Source organism: Phocaeicola coprophilus DSM 18228 = JCM 13818 (assembly GCF_000157915.1).
Classification (GTDB): domain Bacteria; phylum Bacteroidota; class Bacteroidia; order Bacteroidales; family Bacteroidaceae; genus Phocaeicola; species Phocaeicola coprophilus.
Window position 1 is genome coordinate 319,224 of sequence record NZ_EQ973643.1, and the last position, 16,090, is coordinate 335,313.

General features: G+C 56.2%; 12 protein-coding genes. 5 read left to right on the top strand and 7 right to left on the bottom strand.

Annotated features, from left to right (window positions below):
- Window positions 1–2 precede the first annotated feature (2 nt).
- Window positions 3–1,541, top strand: a complete 1,539-nt coding sequence (locus BACCOPRO_RS09480; RefSeq protein ID WP_008143078.1) for a YifB family Mg chelatase-like AAA ATPase — start codon at window positions 3–5, stop codon at window positions 1,539–1,541.
- Window positions 1,542–1,545: 4 nt separating this feature from the next.
- Here BACCOPRO_RS09480 and BACCOPRO_RS09485 read toward each other — a convergent pair whose 3' ends face one another.
- From BACCOPRO_RS09485 to BACCOPRO_RS09500, 4 genes are read right to left on the bottom strand one after another with little or no spacing between them, the layout of a single operon-like run.
- Window positions 1,546–2,220, bottom strand: a complete 675-nt coding sequence (locus BACCOPRO_RS09485) for an ABC transporter ATP-binding protein (RefSeq protein WP_008143079.1) — start codon at window positions 2,218–2,220, stop codon at window positions 1,546–1,548.
- Between the two features lie 35 nt (window positions 2,221–2,255).
- The gene (locus BACCOPRO_RS09490) at window positions 2,256–3,572 is read right to left on the bottom strand and encodes an ABC transporter permease (protein ID WP_040311348.1); all 1,317 of its coding nucleotides are present in this window, start codon (window positions 3,570–3,572) and stop codon (window positions 2,256–2,258) included.
- Window positions 3,573–3,584: 12 nt separating this feature from the next.
- Window positions 3,585–4,895, bottom strand: coding sequence for an ABC transporter permease (locus BACCOPRO_RS09495; RefSeq protein ID WP_008143083.1), 1,311 nt, complete (start codon window positions 4,893–4,895; stop codon window positions 3,585–3,587).
- Window positions 4,896–4,933: 38 nt separating this feature from the next.
- Window positions 4,934–6,190 carry an efflux RND transporter periplasmic adaptor subunit gene (locus BACCOPRO_RS09500; protein WP_008143085.1) on the bottom strand — a complete coding sequence of 419 codons (1,257 nt, stop codon included), beginning with the start codon at window positions 6,188–6,190 and terminating at the stop codon, window positions 4,934–4,936.
- Between the two features lie 477 nt (window positions 6,191–6,667).
- Here BACCOPRO_RS09500 and BACCOPRO_RS09510 point away from each other — a divergent pair, with 477 nt between their 5' ends.
- Window positions 6,668–8,155 carry a TolC family protein gene (locus BACCOPRO_RS09510; RefSeq protein WP_040311403.1) on the top strand — a complete coding sequence of 496 codons (1,488 nt, stop codon included), beginning with the start codon at window positions 6,668–6,670 and terminating at the stop codon, window positions 8,153–8,155.
- A 17-nt stretch (window positions 8,156–8,172) separates the two neighbouring features.
- Here the strand turns inward: BACCOPRO_RS09510 and BACCOPRO_RS09515 are convergent, their stop codons facing one another.
- The 3 genes from BACCOPRO_RS09515 to BACCOPRO_RS09525 form a co-directional block, all read right to left on the bottom strand.
- Window positions 8,173–10,731 (bottom strand): outer membrane beta-barrel protein, encoded by a 2,559-nt coding sequence (locus BACCOPRO_RS09515; protein WP_008143092.1) that lies wholly within the window; start codon window positions 10,729–10,731, stop codon window positions 8,173–8,175.
- A gap of 89 nt (window positions 10,732–10,820) precedes the next feature.
- Window positions 10,821–11,846, bottom strand: a complete 1,026-nt coding sequence (locus BACCOPRO_RS17230) for a FecR family protein (protein WP_054858130.1) — start codon at window positions 11,844–11,846, stop codon at window positions 10,821–10,823.
- Window positions 11,847–11,871: 25 nt separating this feature from the next.
- A complete protein-coding gene (locus BACCOPRO_RS09525; RefSeq protein ID WP_008143096.1) occupies window positions 11,872–12,402 on the bottom strand; it encodes an RNA polymerase sigma-70 factor in 531 nt (176 codons plus the stop codon).
- A gap of 264 nt (window positions 12,403–12,666) precedes the next feature.
- Between BACCOPRO_RS09525 and BACCOPRO_RS09530 the strand changes: the two genes are divergently transcribed.
- The 3 genes from BACCOPRO_RS09530 (at window position 12,667) to BACCOPRO_RS09540 (ending at window position 16,090) form a co-directional block, all read left to right on the top strand.
- A complete protein-coding gene (locus BACCOPRO_RS09530) occupies window positions 12,667–14,034 on the top strand; it encodes a sigma-54-dependent transcriptional regulator (protein ID WP_008143099.1) in 1,368 nt (455 codons plus the stop codon).
- A gap of 18 nt (window positions 14,035–14,052) precedes the next feature.
- Window positions 14,053–15,378 (top strand): sensor histidine kinase, encoded by a 1,326-nt coding sequence (locus BACCOPRO_RS09535; protein WP_008143101.1) that lies wholly within the window; start codon window positions 14,053–14,055, stop codon window positions 15,376–15,378.
- 163 nt (window positions 15,379–15,541) lie between these two features.
- On the top strand, window positions 15,542–16,090 hold the full coding sequence (locus BACCOPRO_RS09540) for a hypothetical protein (RefSeq protein ID WP_008143103.1): 549 nt from the start codon (window positions 15,542–15,544) through the stop codon (window positions 16,088–16,090).

Here is a 16,090-nt window from a genome sequence, read left to right on the forward strand (position 1 = left end):
CCATGCTGGTCAAAACATTCGGTGCCGCCGTACAAGGTATCGACGCCACCCCCGTCACCATCGAAGTCAACAGTTCCCGCGGCATCCGCTTCTTTCTGGTCGGCCTGCCCGACTCGGCCGTCAGGGAAAGTCATGAACGCATCGTATCAGCCCTCCAGGTAAACGGCTACCCGTTTCCCGCCTGCCAGCTGGTGGTCAATATGGCACCGGCCGATATCCGCAAGGAAGGATCGGCCTACGACCTTCCGCTGGCCGCCGGCATTCTGGCTGCAACCGGCGGAATCCGCAGCGACCGGCTTCCGCACCTGATGCTGACGGGAGAGCTCGGGCTCGACGGAAGTCTGCAGCCCGTCCGCGGTGCCCTGCCCATTGCGCTGGCCGCACGCCGCCAGGGGCTGGAAGGACTGATCCTTCCCCGCCGGAATGCCTGCGAAGCTGCCGTGGTGGAAGGCATTGACATATATGGAGCTGACAACATCGGCCAGGTGATCCGCTTCCTCAACGGAGAAGAAGACCTGCCGGTCACGCATACGGACATCCGGGAGATATTTGCCCGCGGACAGGAAACAGCCGGCCCGGACTTTGCCGACGTGAAAGGACAGGAAAGCGTAAAGCGTGCCCTGGAAGTGGCAGCGGCAGGCGGCCACAACATCCTGATGATCGGGCCTCCCGGAAGCGGGAAGTCCATGATGGCCCGCCGCCTGCCCGGCATTCTGCCGCCGCTGACCCTTGAGGAAAGTCTGGAAACAACCAAGATCCATTCCGTAGCCGGAACACTGGGAAAAGATACCCCGCTCATCACCGTGCGTCCCTTCCGGAGCCCGCATCACACCATCTCACAGGTGGCCATGACAGGAGGAGGTGCCAGCCCGCAGCCCGGCGAGGTGAGCCTGGCCACGGGCGGTGTGCTCTTTCTGGACGAGCTGCCCGAATTCAGCCGCAGCGTGCTTGAAGTGCTCCGCCAGCCGCTCGAAGACCGCCACATCACGGTGTCGCGCGCCCGCTACACCGTTGACTATCCGGCCGGCTTCATGCTGGTGGCCTCCATGAATCCCTGCCCGTGCGGATATCACAATCATCCGACACGCCCCTGCGTGTGTACACCGGGACAGGTGCAGCGCTATCTCAGCCGCATCTCCGGGCCGCTTCTCGACCGCATTGACATGCAGGTGGAAATCACCCCTCTCCCCTTCGAGAAGATGTCCGACGCCCGTCCTTCCGAACCGAGCGCCGTCATCCGGGAGCGCGTGGTCCGTGCCCGCCGGCTACAGGAAGAGCGGTTTGCCGCCTATCCGGGCATCCACTGCAATGCCCGGATGACCTCCCGCCTGCTCGCCCGCTACGCCCGTCCGGACGAAACCGGCCTGCGCCTGCTGCAGACTGCCATGGAGCGGCTCAGCCTCTCGGCACGCGCCTACGACCGTATCCTGAAGGTGGCGCGCACCATTGCCGATCTGGAAGGAAGCCCTTCCATCCTGCCCGCCCATCTGGCCGAAGCCATCGGCTACCGCAGCCTGGACCGTGCCGACTGGGCAGGATGATCCGTCATTCCACCTGCCGCCCATCGAAGAAACGGATCGTGCGCGAAGTCTGGCGTGCCTGTTCCTCATTGTGCGTCACCATGACGATGGTCCGTCCGTCTTCCCGGTTCAGCCGGTGGAGGATATCCATCACCTCCGCCCCCATCCGGGAGTCCAGGTTACCCGTCGGCTCGTCGGCCAGCAGGATCTCCGGATTGCCGATGATGGCACGGGCGATGGCCACACGCTGGCACTGCCCGCCCGAAAGCTGGCCGGGGAAATGGCGCATGCGGTGGCTCAGTCCCACCCGTTCGAGCACTTCCTGCGCCAGACGGAGGCGTTCCGACGATCCCGTTCCGCGGTAGAGCAGAGGAAGCTGCACATTGTCGATCACATTCAGCGAGCCGATCAGATGGAACGACTGGAAGACAAACCCCAGTGTCCGGTTGCGGAACTCTGCCAGCCGGCGGTCGCCCATGGCAGGGGTGATCACATTCCCGTTCAGCTCCAGCGTTCCGCTCGTCGGAGCATCCAGCAGGCCGATGATGTTCAGCAGCGTCGACTTGCCGCAGCCCGAAGGCCCCATCACGCTGAGAAATTCTCCCTTTTCCACTTCCAGGTTCACATTCTCCAGAGCCTGGGTTTCAATCTCATTCACCCGGTAGATCTTATTGATCCCGGTCAGTCTGATTATTGCCATATTGCATTTGTTTTTTTAACTTGTTCATACCATACTTATTCATCACGCAGTGCGTCGGCCGGTTCCTCGCGGGCGATACGGCTCACGGGGATCAGCGTGCTGACGAGGGAAACCGCTGCCAGCAGGACGTATACGACACTGCTCACCACCAGGAAATGGGCCAGCGGACGGTTCTGCCAATAGAAAGTATCAAGCCCGTCCGAACGGAAAGATTCTTCGGGCAGGTCTGCCATGCCGGAAGTCACGACATACTGTGCCACTGCCACAAGCCCGATCAGGAAGGCCACCGTAACCAGCAGCCAGGCTTCAACCAGAAAGCGCTTCCGTACGTCACGTTTCGTCGCACCCAGACTGCGCATCAGGCCGATCTCCCCACGGCGGGCATCGCAGCGCACCCAGAAAGTGCCGGTCATGCCCAGGAAGATGCAGAGCAGGGCGAATCCGGCCAGAGCATACTGCACACGCAGTTTGTTCACTGTACCGCTATTTTCCAGTGCGTCCCGGATCTGCCGGTTGAACGAAATCAGTTCCGGATAGCAGAAATTGCCGATCTGAAGCTGCGGAGCCACTTCCTCGCGGAACCGCTTCTCGAAAGCCCGGGCATCCACGCCGTCCTTCAACCGGAAAACGACAGTCCATTGCCAATTGATATAGGAACTCGGCTTAATCTCTGACATCGGAAAAACGACCAGCGGAAAGGGCAGCCTGTAATCGCGGTGCTTGAACTCACCGAACACGCCGGCCACTTCATACGGCTTGCCGCTCATAAAGAATTTCTTTCCCCGGACATCCGTTGTTCCGTAAAAGCGGCGGGCCAGTGTGGCCGAAACAAATGCCTTATCGCCGTTCAAACAGTCTTCCGGAATCTCGATGTCCCGTCCGGTAATTGCCTCGCGCACGCCGTAGGTGCGGAACAGGTTGCCACCATCGCGGACATAAAACTCATAATACTGAGCCGACAGCTTCCGTGTCTGTGCGTTGTCAAGCGTGTCCGTGGTCAAGGTATTGCCGCTCCAGGACATGCAATTGGGGAATGAATAAGGTCTCACGATGGTCAGATCCGCCACTTCCGGACACCGGCGGATCAGACCGGCAATGCGCAGGAGATTGTCCCGCTGGGCGGTGTCGGTCACCTCTTTCCGGTAACGCACATCGTTGGGCTCATAAGCCTCAAGGGTGAGCACATACCGTCCCTCGGATTCAAACCCGGGAGCAATCAGCCGGTTGCCCGTCAGCACACAGACGGGATCAATCACCGTCCACAAAAAGAAAGTCACTGCGATCAGCTCCAGCAGAATCCATCCGTTCTGTCTCCGCTGATTCCATAATTGGTGTAGAATATTCTGAAACATAGTCATTGGTTTTTATCGCTGTGCATGAAGTGAATTGACAATGGAGTGACGCAACGCCCACAGGGCAGGTATCAGCGCCGAAAGCACATTCAGGAAAAGACAGACCAGAAAGGCCGTTGCGAAAACATAGGGATTGAAAAGCACCTCCGGTCCCAGGAAGAGAGACGCATCGGAGTATGCTCCCCTCATCCAGTTGGCTGCTCCCAGACTCAGGATCCATCCCCGGGCGGACAGAAGGATGGCCCACGACACCAGCATTCCGGCAACTCCGCCGAGGAAGGTCAGCAACAGGTTCTCCCACAGTACCTGGTTCACCAGCATCCGGCTGGTGGCTCCATACGCCCGCCGGACTCCCAGTTCGCCCAGGCGCCGGTCCATCCGTGAAGAAATCAGTCCGCCCAGATTCAGAGCCGGAATGAAAAGCAAGGCCAGCAGAATGTAAGCCAGCTGCCGGACGGTCTGCTTCACATCAGGCGCCCCCATGCAGTCCGTACGCAGCGAACTTTTCCAATAGTCGTCCGGCTGTTCCATCAGATCGCTGACATAGGGATGATCCTGCGCGTTATAACGCCGGAAAGCATCCTGCACTTCCGCCCGCAACTGCTTCTTTTCCGCCCGGGTCGGTGCCGTCAGATAGATCCAGAAAGCGCCGAGCAGCCTCCCGTCGGGGTCTTTGTCATCGAACCCCGGATAACGCGTCATGGGCATCCACAGGTCGGCGACCGTTGTGGGGGTTGCGTACGACACATCCTTCACCACTCCGCAGACCCGTATCCTCTCCGCATTCACGCTCAGATACTTCCCTGTCGCATCGGTCGTGGCAAACAGTTTCCGGGCCAGACTCTCGGAGATGACAGCCACGGGAAGACGGGAATCCACATCAGCCTGTACAAAAGGCTTTCCCGAGAGAAAGCGGAAGGAAAACATGCTCCAGAACCCACAGTCCACGTAGCCAGGCAGGATTTCCTGGCTTCCCTGGTTGCCGGGCAGGTCTACCCGCATCTTGCTCCATCCGCCGCCTTGAAACACGGCAATCTGATCCAGATGGGGAAGATCCTTCAGCAGCGTCTTCGCCACGAAATAAGAGACTCCGGTATTGCAGGATGTTCCATTCGAACCCTTATCCTGCGATTTCATCGTTTTGATCACCAGCATGCGGTCCCGGTTGTATTCCGGATAAACCGGTCCGGCCTTCACATAATAAATGACAAACAGAACCATCACCAGAGCAATGGAAAGTCCCGTTCCCACAATGTAAACCGACGAGAACAGCCGGTTCTGTTTCAGCATGATCCATGCTTGTCTGAAATAAACCCGTATCATATCTTTTGTCTTTTTTGTTGATTTCCTGTTTTATTTTCTCATTCCTTTTCTTTCAGTTTGATCTGTGTCCGGCTCTGATACATACTCATATCGCTCACCACCACGCAGTCACCTTCCTTCAGGCCGTCCAGCACTTCCACCTGGTCGTAGCTGCATGCTCCCAGACGGACCTTGCGCTTCACCAGCCGGCCACTGCCTTCTTTCACGAAAAGCTCGTACTCGCCGGCACCCACATAAAACGACCCGTTGCTGATGCGAAGGGCCTCTTCCCTCACCGCATTGATGACATAAATATCAACTTTCAGTCCGGAACGCAGACGGCGGTTGCTGCTGTCATCCAGCTGCACCGTAAAGGACATGATTCCGTCACGGCTCAGCGGTGTCACGCTGCTCACCATCCCTTCCAGCCTTTCATGCCCGACGAGAACCATCGCCCTGGCACCGGCAGCAATCCGGTCACTGTATGATTCGGCTGCCTCTCCATCTACCCGGAAATGACTCAGATCGGATACCACCGCCACCTGGCTCCCGGGCGCTACCTGCGATCCTACCTGCGTATTGATGGAAGTCAGGATGGCCTTACGCGGCGAACGCAGCTGAGCATCTTCCAGCGTACGCCGGGTTTCCGACAGACTCTTGCGGAAAATATCCAGTTCAAGCTGCTTCACTTTCAGATCAGCCTCCTTCACTTTCTGCTCGTTGGCATATTGCTGACGCAGCTGTTCCAGTTCCAGACATCCGGTATTATAAGCAAGTTCCGCCTGACGTACCCTGTCTGTAGTCCCCGATCCGAGGCTGTCCAGATAGCGTTCGTTGCGCAAATCAGCTTCCATGCGTCCCACCTTCATGGCCTGTACCTTCACCTTCATGGCCAGATCGCCAAGATAAGTTTCATTATTCATCCGCAACTGATCCAGCTGAAGCTGTTTCATCCGTTCCTCATCCAGCTGCTTGTGGTACTCGGTTTCCGTACTCTGAAGATCAAGCTTCAGCAACGGAGTCCCTGCCTCCACGCTGTCTCCGCTCCGGCGGTACACTTCCACAATACGTGCGCTGACCGGCGAGGTAATGATCTCCTCAACTGCCGGAACTATTTTTCCGGAAGCACTGACACTCACTTCCAGCGTACCGCGGTCCACGACACTGAAAAGCAGGTCCTTCTCATTCACGCGGCTCTGCATCAGTGAAGGAATCCAGGTGATGCCGCCAATCAGTAACAGTCCGGCCATTCCATAACCCAGCCACCGCTTCCGGCGTTCACGCTGCAATGTTTTCTTTGGTATTTCTCTATCCATGATTATTTGAATTTTCCTTGTCCGTTTTCATACATATTCAAATCCGTTTTCAACGGTACCCTTCCTGAAACAATTTGCGTGCCAGAATCCTAACTGCCTGATTATCTGCAATACTTTATCTCCCCGAGTGTCCGAAAACGGACAGTCTTCCGCTACAGAATCAGAAAGTGTCCATTTCCGGACACTCACTGGAAGAGCTATATCTGATAATCAACGACTTGCGATTCTGGCACTGGATTTGTGTATTTCTTTCCGAACGGACAAAACAGAACAGCCACCTTGCAAATACAGAACAAAAAACGGAAAAATCCGCGATACAAAACAGAAAAAAGACCGAAAAGCCCGAGAAAAGACCGGAAAGTCCGAAAACAAACCGGAAGACCCGAAAAAGCAAGCAAGCCGGAAGCCCGAGAAAACGGGCAAACCGGAAACCAGAACCATAAAAATAAAACAACAAGCCATATGAACCGAAAAACAATGAAACAGATCCTTCTAGCATGGGGGATGAGCCTTCTGCCCCTGCTTCCCCAGGCAGGCACGGCACAAACCGCCAGACGCAGCATCACACTCGATGAAGCCATCCTTCTGGCACGGGTGCAAAGCGTAGATGCAGCAGTGGCCCTCAACAAACTGAAAACAGCTTACTGGGAGTACCGCACCTTCCAGGCCAACCTGCTGCCGGAAATCAGCTTCACGGCCACGCTTCCGAGCTATAACAAGAAATACAACTCCTACCAGCAGGACAACGGAGCCTATACCTACGTGCGCAATGACTATATGAATCTGTCCGGATCGATCTCCATCGACCAGAGCATCTGGCTGACCGGAGGTACGCTGTCGCTCACGACCTCACTGGACTACCTGAGCCAGCTCAGCGGAAACAAATCCCGCCAGTTCATGTCCGTTCCGGTGGCGCTGACCCTCAACCAGCCCATCTTCAGCGTCAACAATGTGAAGTGGAACCGCCGCATCGAGCCGGTACGCTATGAGGAAGCCAAAGCGGCCTTCCTGAGTGCCACGGAAAACGTTACGCTGAACACCATCAACCATTTCTTCAATCTGCTGCTGGCACGCGAACGGGTAAACATCTCCAGCCAGAACCTGGAAAATGCCCGCAAGCTGTACGAAGTGGCCAAGGTCAAACGCCGCATGGGAAAGATCAGCGAAAACGACCTGCTCCAGCTGCAGCTGAACATGCTGAATGCCGAATCGGCCCTGACCGACAACGAAAGTTCCCTGAAGAATGCCATGTTCACCCTCCGCTCGTTCCTGGCCCTGGAAGGACAGGAGGAACTGGACCCCGTCCTGCCTGACTCCATTCCCGGAGGACTGCTCAACTATCAGGACGTGCTGGAAAAAGCCCTGGCCAACAACTCCTTCGCCCGCAACATCCGTCGGCGCCAGCTGGAAGCCGACTACGAAGTGGCCAAAGCCAGGGGAAATCTCCGGGAAATCACCCTGTTCGCCCAGGTGGGATATACGGGCACCGACCACAGCTTCCGTTCCTCCTACCAGCACCTGAAAGACAATCAGGTGGTGGAAGTCGGAATCAGAATCCCCCTGCTCGACTGGGGAAAACGGCGCGGACAGGTCCGTGTGGCCGAAAGCAACCGTCAGGTGACTGAAAGCAAGCTGCGCCAGGAGACCATGGACTTCAACCAGAACCTCTTCATCCTGACCGAACAGTTCAACAACCAGAAACGCCAGCTGAAGATTGCCGGAGAAGCCGACCGGATTGCCCGCAAACGCTATCACACCAATGTCGAAACCTTCATGGTGGGACAGATCAGCACCCTCGACCTGAACGACGCCCAGGTCAGCAAGGACGAAGCCCGCCAGAAACACATCAACGAGCTGTTCTATTACTGGTACTACTACTATCAGCTGCGCAGCCTCACGCTCTGGGATTTCGACCGGAACACCGGGATCGATGCAGACTTCGAGGAGATCATCCGCAGAGAATAGGCAGAACCGGTGCAGCCCTACAGACGGGCCTTTTCGCTCTGACCGGCTCCGGTACCCTTATATTTGCTCTTAGTGGCATTGAACTTATACGAAAGCTGGATCCCCACACGCTGCCAGTCGCGGTAGATACGGTTCCCGTTGTAGGAATCGATCCCATAGACATTGAAATGATAATACCCGGTACGGAGTATATCATCCGCAGTCAGCGACAACGTCAGCGCATCGTCCTTCAGGAACGACTTGCTGACACGGGCATTCAGCCGGCCCTCCAGACGGTTCACCATGAATCCCATCCGTGCGGCGGTCTGCAGACTGCCCTGTACGTTCAGAAACCAGCCCTGCGGCAACGTAAAGCTGTTGTCCCATCCGAAATTAAACAGCGGCTGCCGGCGCCAGACCTCAATCCCCAGGTTACGGCCGTCGGGAGCAGCATATACCCCGCTAATACTGAACTGCGGCTGCCAGACACCGATCCGCGGAGCAGCGCTCAGATTGATGATGCAGCTTGAACCCGGTGCCAGATTGGCCGAAGTGAACAGCAGGATTCCCGGATGGGTTTCCTCATTGTAAGGCATGGTAATGTTCGTGAGCAAATTTCTGGTACGCCCATACTGCACATAGGCAAACAGCCATTTGTAAGCCAGGTTCAGCGACAGGATGCTGGCCTGCGACGGTTCCAGTCCCGGATTCCCCGTCGTATACGAATACTGGGTCCGGTAGCTGACGGCATTGGTCAGCAAGGCATACGAAGGATTGGTCCGCATCGTCTTCCAGGCAAGTGCCAGACTGAGATCCCGGTCCGACCAGCTGACAGACGCCGTGGGAATCAGCTCATCATACACCGGACTCTGTTCCTCCACCCGGACCCCCTGATCCCAATAATCCGTGGCACGGTGCTCATAGCGCAGCCCCGCATTCGCCCGCCATTTTCCCCAGGAAGCCGAATACCCGGCAAAGACCGCAAAGGCACGCTGGCGGATGAAATTGTCCGCATCGGCCGAGAAGCCGCTTTGCGTGAAAAGATCCTTCCGCTCCGTCAGCGTTCCTTCCGACCCGAACGACAGCTGCCCTTTTCCCAGCTTCACGCCTGCCTGAAGCCGGGCCGCATAAAGCCGGCTTTCCGAGTCGGACACACTGCTGATGTCCGCCTCGCTTCCGTCCTCCGCATACTGGCTGCTCTTCATGCGGTTGTCCAGATAATCCGCATTCAGATCCAGCGTCCACCGGCCGGCCTCGCCCACATAATACGCATTGACCGCATGATTGATCCCGTCGCGGGGACAGGAACGCATCACGAAGTCCGCCCGTTCCACCTCAGTCCCGTTGCAGGAAGTGACCGTTTCCCCCCACGACCGCTGGAGGGCAGTGCCCAGTGTTCCCCCCGGCGTATACTTCACTCCGAACGAATGATGCTCGTTCACCTCACAGTTGAAGCCCGCCTCGGCCGAGAACCTCTGCGACCGCGACGTCTGCACATCACCGGCCACCGTCTCCCACACATCCTTTCCCTCCGTGCGGATCACGGCCTCCGTCTCTCCGTATGAATTCTTTTCGCTGACATAGCCCTTCACAAAAAAGTCCAGCCCTCCGGTGCGGAAATTCAGGGCCACCTGCTGGTCGCCGTTCGCCCACCGTCCCTGGTTGTAGCCCAGGTTCACGCTTCCGCTCCAGCCTTCCCCCCGCTGGCGGAGCGTACGGATGCGGATGACCGCAGGCACGTCGGCAGCATACTCCGGGCCGGGCGCCGTGATCACCTCCGCCGACAGGATCTCCGAAGCCCGGAGCCGGTCGAGTTCCCCCATGTCGCGCACCTTCCGGCTGTTGATGTAGATTTCCGGCGTACCGCTTCCCAGCACCGAAAGACTTCCGTTGCGGCTGGTGACAAAAGGCAGGTGAGCCAGCATCTCCCCCGCCGTACCCATCCGTGCCAGCGACGTACCGGCCACGTTCGCCTTCACCCCGCCGGCCGAAGGCTCTATCAGTCTGCGGCGGCCCGTCACGGTCACCTCCTCCAGCATCTGTGCGTCGGGAGCCAGCCGGATCCGGTTGCCGGCAGCCGCAGACTGCACCACGGTCGCATACCCCACCGACGACACCTTCAGCAGATACGCCTTCCCCTCTTCCGCCGTCATCAGGAACGAGCCGTCCTCACGGCTGACGCATCCGTTCACAAACACCGAATCGGGCGTAAGCAGTAGCACGTTGCTGTACGGGAGCGGACGGTCCGCCTCGTCAGTCACCCTGCCCCGCACGGCAACCGGCAGCCTGTGCACACTGTCCGGCAGGACGATGAGATACTCCTCCCCCCTGCGCACCGAGGTGAGCGGTTTACCCTCAAGCAGCTTCTTCACCGCTTGTTCCACCGCCATATCGCGGATGGAAGCCGTCACCCGGTAAGGCTGTACATCGCTGTAAGTAAACAGAATGCTGCATCCCGAAGCCTGTTCCAGCTTCTTCAGGGCAGCCGACAGAGGCACCTCCTTCAGCTCTGCGCTGACCGGGCGTCCCGTCTGAGCCGGCAGGGTCAGGACCGCCCCCGTCCATGCCAGCAGCAAAAAGATCATTTTCGTTTTCATGGTTCAAAATTCTGACTGATTCTGCTTCTGTTACGGAGAGCATGCCCGATCGGGTACCGGAAAAGCACATTTTTTTCAGAAAAAAAATTTCAGATGCCCACCACCACCCGGCCGTCCTCGATCCGGGCCCTGACCTTGCGCAGGCAGTTCAGCAGCTCCAGCACCTGCTCCAGCGAATCCTTCCGGTCCGCCCGGAAATGCAGGCGTTCCTGCATCACCTCCCTGTCGGTGAACACGATATCCACGTTATACCACCGCCCCAGCTCGCGCATGATCTCCACCAGCGGAGCATCATCAAAGGCAAACCGGCCGTCGGTCCACGCACGGCAGTCCTCCGCATCGTCCACGGTCTTCCTGCCCAGGCTGCAGTCCGTTCCTTCCCCCGGTCTGAGCAGCAGTTCCCCCCGGTGCCTGTCGCTCACCTTCACGCTTCCCCGGAGCAGGGTCACCCGCGTATCCTCCGGCGAATAGGCCCTCACGTTGAACGAAGTGCCCAGCACCTGCGTCTGCAGGGCCGCCGTCTCCACCACAAAGGGATGCAGGCTGTCGGGCGCCACCTCAAAGTAGGCCTCCCCCTGCAGCGTCACCTCGCGCCGTTCCCTTCCGCCGAAGCTCCCGGGATAGCTGAGCGAGCTTTCCGCATTGAGCCACACCCGCGACCCGTCCGGCAGCACCAGCCGGCGGCTCATGCCCCGGGGAATGCGGACCGTACGGATACCGCCGCACACTTCCTCCTTCACCTCCCCTCCGGCAGGTCCGGCCCTGAACACCGTATATTCCCTGCGTCCCGTCAGGGGCAGCATCATCAGCAGGGCCAGCGAAGCCGCCACTGCCAGCGCCGTCCACCAGGCCGCCCTGCGCATCCGCTTCCTGCCGCGGGCAGCACCGGCAGCATCCGGATGGCGGCGGCAGAAAGCCTCCCACTGTCCGTCCACATTGGGAGCTGCGGCATGACGGCGTGCCAGCGCCTCGCGGCAGTCAAGCAGGTCGCGGCAGGCTGCCACACACTCCCTGTCGGCCAGCAGTTCCTCCAGTTCTTCCTTGGTGAAGCGCCCGGGATGCTCCAGGGCATCCAGCGTACGCCCCATCCTGTCTTCGTTCTCTTTCATATCCATCGGTCGATCGTTTTCTGTATTCCAATTACGTTTCATCCGTCTTTCCGGGTACCTTCCCCCGCCGTTTTTCTCCGCATCCCAGTTCTTCCCGCAGCATCCGCAGGGCCTTCACGATGTGTTTCTTCACCCCGTCGGGCGTGATGCCCCTCTCCTCGGCCACCTCGCGGTATTTCTTCCCGTCGTAGTAACACTGCTTCACAATGCTCCGGGTGGGATCGGTCATCCGCTCCAGACAGCGCTCCATGCGCCTCACCCGCTCCTCGCGCTCCCCGGGAGGGATGGACGGATCCTCCGAAGTGAGGGTACGGAGGAAGGTGGCGTACTGCTGTTCCACCTGTCTGTGGCGCAGATAGTCTATGCAACGGTTACGGGTACGAGTGTAAAGGCAAGCTACGGCCGTTGCTTCCTGCAATTGTTCCCGATCCTTCCAGGCCTGTTCGAAAACATCGTTGACAATGTCACGGCAAGCCTCTTCGTCAGCAACAAAGCGGAAAGCATAATAGTACAGACGGGCATAATTCCCCCGATAAAGCTGTTCAAAATGGTCTGTTTTCACACTCTTATTTTCTCTGGAACTTATTTACTTTCTGTCATCCACTCTCCAAATACAAACATGCGTCAAAAGGAGAATGAAGAAATTCGGGCGGCAAATGTAATGGATTCCGGAAAGAATTGCAAACATTTCATTCCTAACCGTTGCTTTGGCAACATCAGCCAGTCCCTCAGAAATCATTCCCTGAAGTAAACAATTTGCCAGTGTGAAAAAAATTTGCCAAAAAGAAGTATCTTTGCAGTAACTCAACAATACAAACAGACCTTTATGATTCTTATCATTGACGACGACAGTGCCATCCGGTCCTCCCTCAGCTTTATGCTGAAACGGGCCAAATACGAGGTAGAAACAGCTTCCGGCCCCAAAGAGGCTATCGAAATTATCCGCAGGACTGCTCCGCAGCTGATCCTGATGGACATGAACTTCACGCTTTCCACCAGCGGAGAAGAAGGACTGACCCTGCTCCGGCAGACCCGTATTTTCCGGCCGGATGTTCCGGTTATCCTGATGACTGCATGGGGAAGTATCCGTCTGGCCGTACAAGGCATGCAGGCAGGAGCTTTTGATTTCATTACCAAACCCTGGAACAATGCCGCACTCATGCAACGCATTGAAACAGCTCTGGAACTGACTGCCCCGCAAAAGGAAACGCCCGGATCTGCAGACCAGAAGCACGCCGGATTCGACCGCCACCGGATCATCGGCAAGAGCAGAGCCCTGAACGAAGTGCTCGATACACTCTGCCGGATTGCTCCAACCAACGCACCGGTCCTGATCACAGGAGAAAGCGGTACGGGTAAGGAACTGATTGCCGAAGCCCTGCACGTCAACAGCCGGAGGGCCTCGGGCCCCTTCGTCAAGGTCAATCTGGGAGGAATCTCACAAAGCCTGTTTGAAAGTGAAATGTTCGGTCACCGGAAAGGAGCCTTTACGGATGCTGTTACAGACCGCATCGGCCGGTTTGAAATGGCCGACCGGGGAACGATCTTCCTGGATGAGATCGGAGAGCTGGATCTCAGTTGCCAGGTAAAACTGTTGCGCGTTCTGCAGGACCAGACCTTCGAAGTGCTGGGGGACAGCCGTCCGAGAAAAGTGGATATCCGCGTCGTATGTGCCACCAATGCAGATCTTCCGCAAATGGTCCGTGAACATACTTTCCGCGAAGACCTGTTCTACCGCATCAACCTGATCACCGTTCATCTGCCTGCCCTGCGCGAACGGCGGGAGGATATTCCGTTGCTGGCACGCCATTTTGCCGACCGCCAGTGTGAACAAAACCAGTTACCACCCGTAGATTTTACAAGTGATGCACTTGATTTCCTGTCGTCACTTCCCTATCCCGGCAATATCCGTGAGCTCAAGAATCTGGTGGAGCGTACCCTGCTGGTCAGCGGAAAGACCAGACTGACAGAAGCAGACTTCCGGCTATGTTATCAACAGCCTGTTCATAACTCTGCCGCAAAGCTACAAGTGCCTCAAGGCATGACACTGGAAGAGATCGAAAAACAAACCATTCTGCAGGCTATGAAAGAATGTGGCAACAACCTATCACAGGTAGCTGCTTTACTGGGTATCAGCCGGGGAGCTCTGTACCGCCGGCTGGAAAAATACAACCTGCCTGTCGGCAATTCCTGATCCCTAAACTTCACCGGTATGAAAATAAGAACTCAGTTCCTCATTCTCGCCTTCCTGCTGCTGACAGCAGGCTGCCTGATTTCAGCTCTTATCCTGAAGGATCGGGGTTTGTTGTTTTATCTGACAGAAGGAGTAATCCTGGTCACACTCCTCTTCCTTATTTATTTTTATCAGAAGGTAGTGAAACCGATCCGAAGTATCGGAAACGGAATGGAACTGCTGCGCGAACAGGACTTCAGCAGCCGGCTTTCGCCTGTAGGACAAAAGGATGCCGACCGCATCGTACAAGTGTTCAACCGCATGATGGAACAACTGAAAGACGAACGTCTCCGCCTGCGTGAACAGAATCATTTCCTGGATCTGCTGATCAGCGCTTCTCCCATGGGAGTGATCATCCTGGATTTCGATGATCACATTTCCATGCTCAATCAGGCCGCTGTCCGGTTTATGGGTTATACCGCTCCGGAAGAACTGACCGGAAAAAAGATTGAAGAACTGAATTCTCCTCTGGCTGAGGAACTGAACCGCATTGCCCGTAACAAGACAGAAACCATACGTCTGAGCGATTCCATGATCTACCGCTGCTCCCGACTCTCTTTTGTCGACCGGGGATTTGCCCACCCGTTCATCCTCATCGAAAGCCTGACCTCCGAAGTTGTAAAAGCTGAAAAGAAAGCCTACGAGAAAGTAATCCGCATGATTGCACACGAAGTAAACAATACCGTAGCAGGCATTACATCTACCCTGGAGTCCGTGAGCGATGCCCTGCAGGATACGGAAGACTCTGATGACTTGCGCGAAGTGATGCAGGTATGCGTGGAACGGTGTTACAGCATGAGCCGGTTTATCACCAACTTTGCAGATGTGGTCAAGATCCCTGATGCCCAGCTCCAGACTGTCTATCTGAACGAACGGGTAACAGCCTGCAAACGCTTCATGGAGAACATTTGCCGGAACAAGGATATCCAGCTTCATATCAGCCTGTGTGAAGAAAATCCACAAGTGCAGATGGACACGACTCTCTTTGAACAGGTAATCGTAAATATTCTCAAGAATGCAGCCGAAAGTATCGAGGTTCACGGAAATATCTATATACAGACAACCTCCAGTCCGGTGACACTGGAAATAGCCGATACGGGAGCAGGTATCAGCCGCGAAGTAGAAGCCCGGTTATTCAGCCCGTTCTTCTCCACCAAGCCCAACGGACAAGGGATCGGCCTCATCTTTATCCGTGACGTACTGATCAAACACGGATGTACTTTCTCTCTGCGTACATGGCCTGACGGTCTGACACGTTTCCTCATCCGCTTTCCTCACAACGACCGCACGATTCAGCCCGATTGACCGCACGATCCGGCTCCAACGACCGCACGATTCAGCCTTAACGACCGCACGAATGAACCGGCATATGCAGAGCCATTCTTTCAGTAACAATTTCTTCACAACTGCGTAACCTGCATGTTACGCAGCAGGGGTATTTTTGCAGCGTCAAAAAATACTTCAAGACATGAAAAAAAGTTTAATCCTGGCTTGTGCATTTTTATGCATGAACGCTATGAATGCCTCTGCAGCAACCCGTTATGCCGCAGACGATGAAAAGAAAGAGAACGTTACTTCTGTAAGTGAAACCGCAGGTACAGACATGACCTGGGAATTCTATTCTGCTTACGGAGATCCTACTGCCGAAGACCTGGCTGCTGTATCCGGTTCATCCAGGTTCGGGAAAAAAGCTGCCTATTTTTACGGTCTGTTCAAGGACACTTATGTAACCAAAGAAGAGGTTGTACCGGGAGATCCTACCAGACGTACCGTCATCCGGAAACCGGAAATCTACAACGCGGTAAAGAATATTGAAAAAGCACTTGGCAAGGCACTCAAAAAACATGAAATCACTCCGGAAGAATCCGAAAAGCAGTTCTGCCATGTACTGAAAGTATCACTGGCTGCCATCGATTCGGATACAAGTACCTTTGAGAAATCATTGGACGAAAACCGCAAGGACAGCCAGGCATTGCTCGCCATCTTCCAGAGAGTGGATCTGAAGAATCTTTACTGA

Coding starts and splice junctions, on each gene's coding strand:
- BACCOPRO_RS09540 (WP_008143103.1), top strand. CDS start 15,542: ATGAAAAAAAGTTTAATCCTGGCTTGTGCATTTTTATGCATGAACGCT.
- BACCOPRO_RS09530 (WP_008143099.1), top strand. CDS start 12,667: ATGATTCTTATCATTGACGACGACAGTGCCATCCGGTCCTCCCTCAGC.
- BACCOPRO_RS09515 (WP_008143092.1), bottom strand. CDS start 10,731: ATGAAAACGAAAATGATCTTTTTGCTGCTGGCATGGACGGGGGCGGTC.
- BACCOPRO_RS09535 (WP_008143101.1), top strand. CDS start 14,053: ATGAAAATAAGAACTCAGTTCCTCATTCTCGCCTTCCTGCTGCTGACA.
- BACCOPRO_RS09490 (WP_040311348.1), bottom strand. CDS start 3,572: ATGTTTCAGAATATTCTACACCAATTATGGAATCAGCGGAGACAGAAC.
- BACCOPRO_RS09495 (WP_008143083.1), bottom strand. CDS start 4,895: ATGATACGGGTTTATTTCAGACAAGCATGGATCATGCTGAAACAGAAC.
- BACCOPRO_RS09485 (WP_008143079.1), bottom strand. CDS start 2,220: ATGGCAATAATCAGACTGACCGGGATCAATAAGATCTACCGGGTGAAT.
- BACCOPRO_RS09510 (WP_040311403.1), top strand. CDS start 6,668: ATGAAACAGATCCTTCTAGCATGGGGGATGAGCCTTCTGCCCCTGCTT.
- BACCOPRO_RS09500 (WP_008143085.1), bottom strand. CDS start 6,190: ATGGATAGAGAAATACCAAAGAAAACATTGCAGCGTGAACGCCGGAAG.
- BACCOPRO_RS17230 (WP_054858130.1), bottom strand. CDS start 11,846: ATGGATATGAAAGAGAACGAAGACAGGATGGGGCGTACGCTGGATGCC.
- BACCOPRO_RS09480 (WP_008143078.1), top strand. CDS start 3: ATGCTGGTCAAAACATTCGGTGCCGCCGTACAAGGTATCGACGCCACC.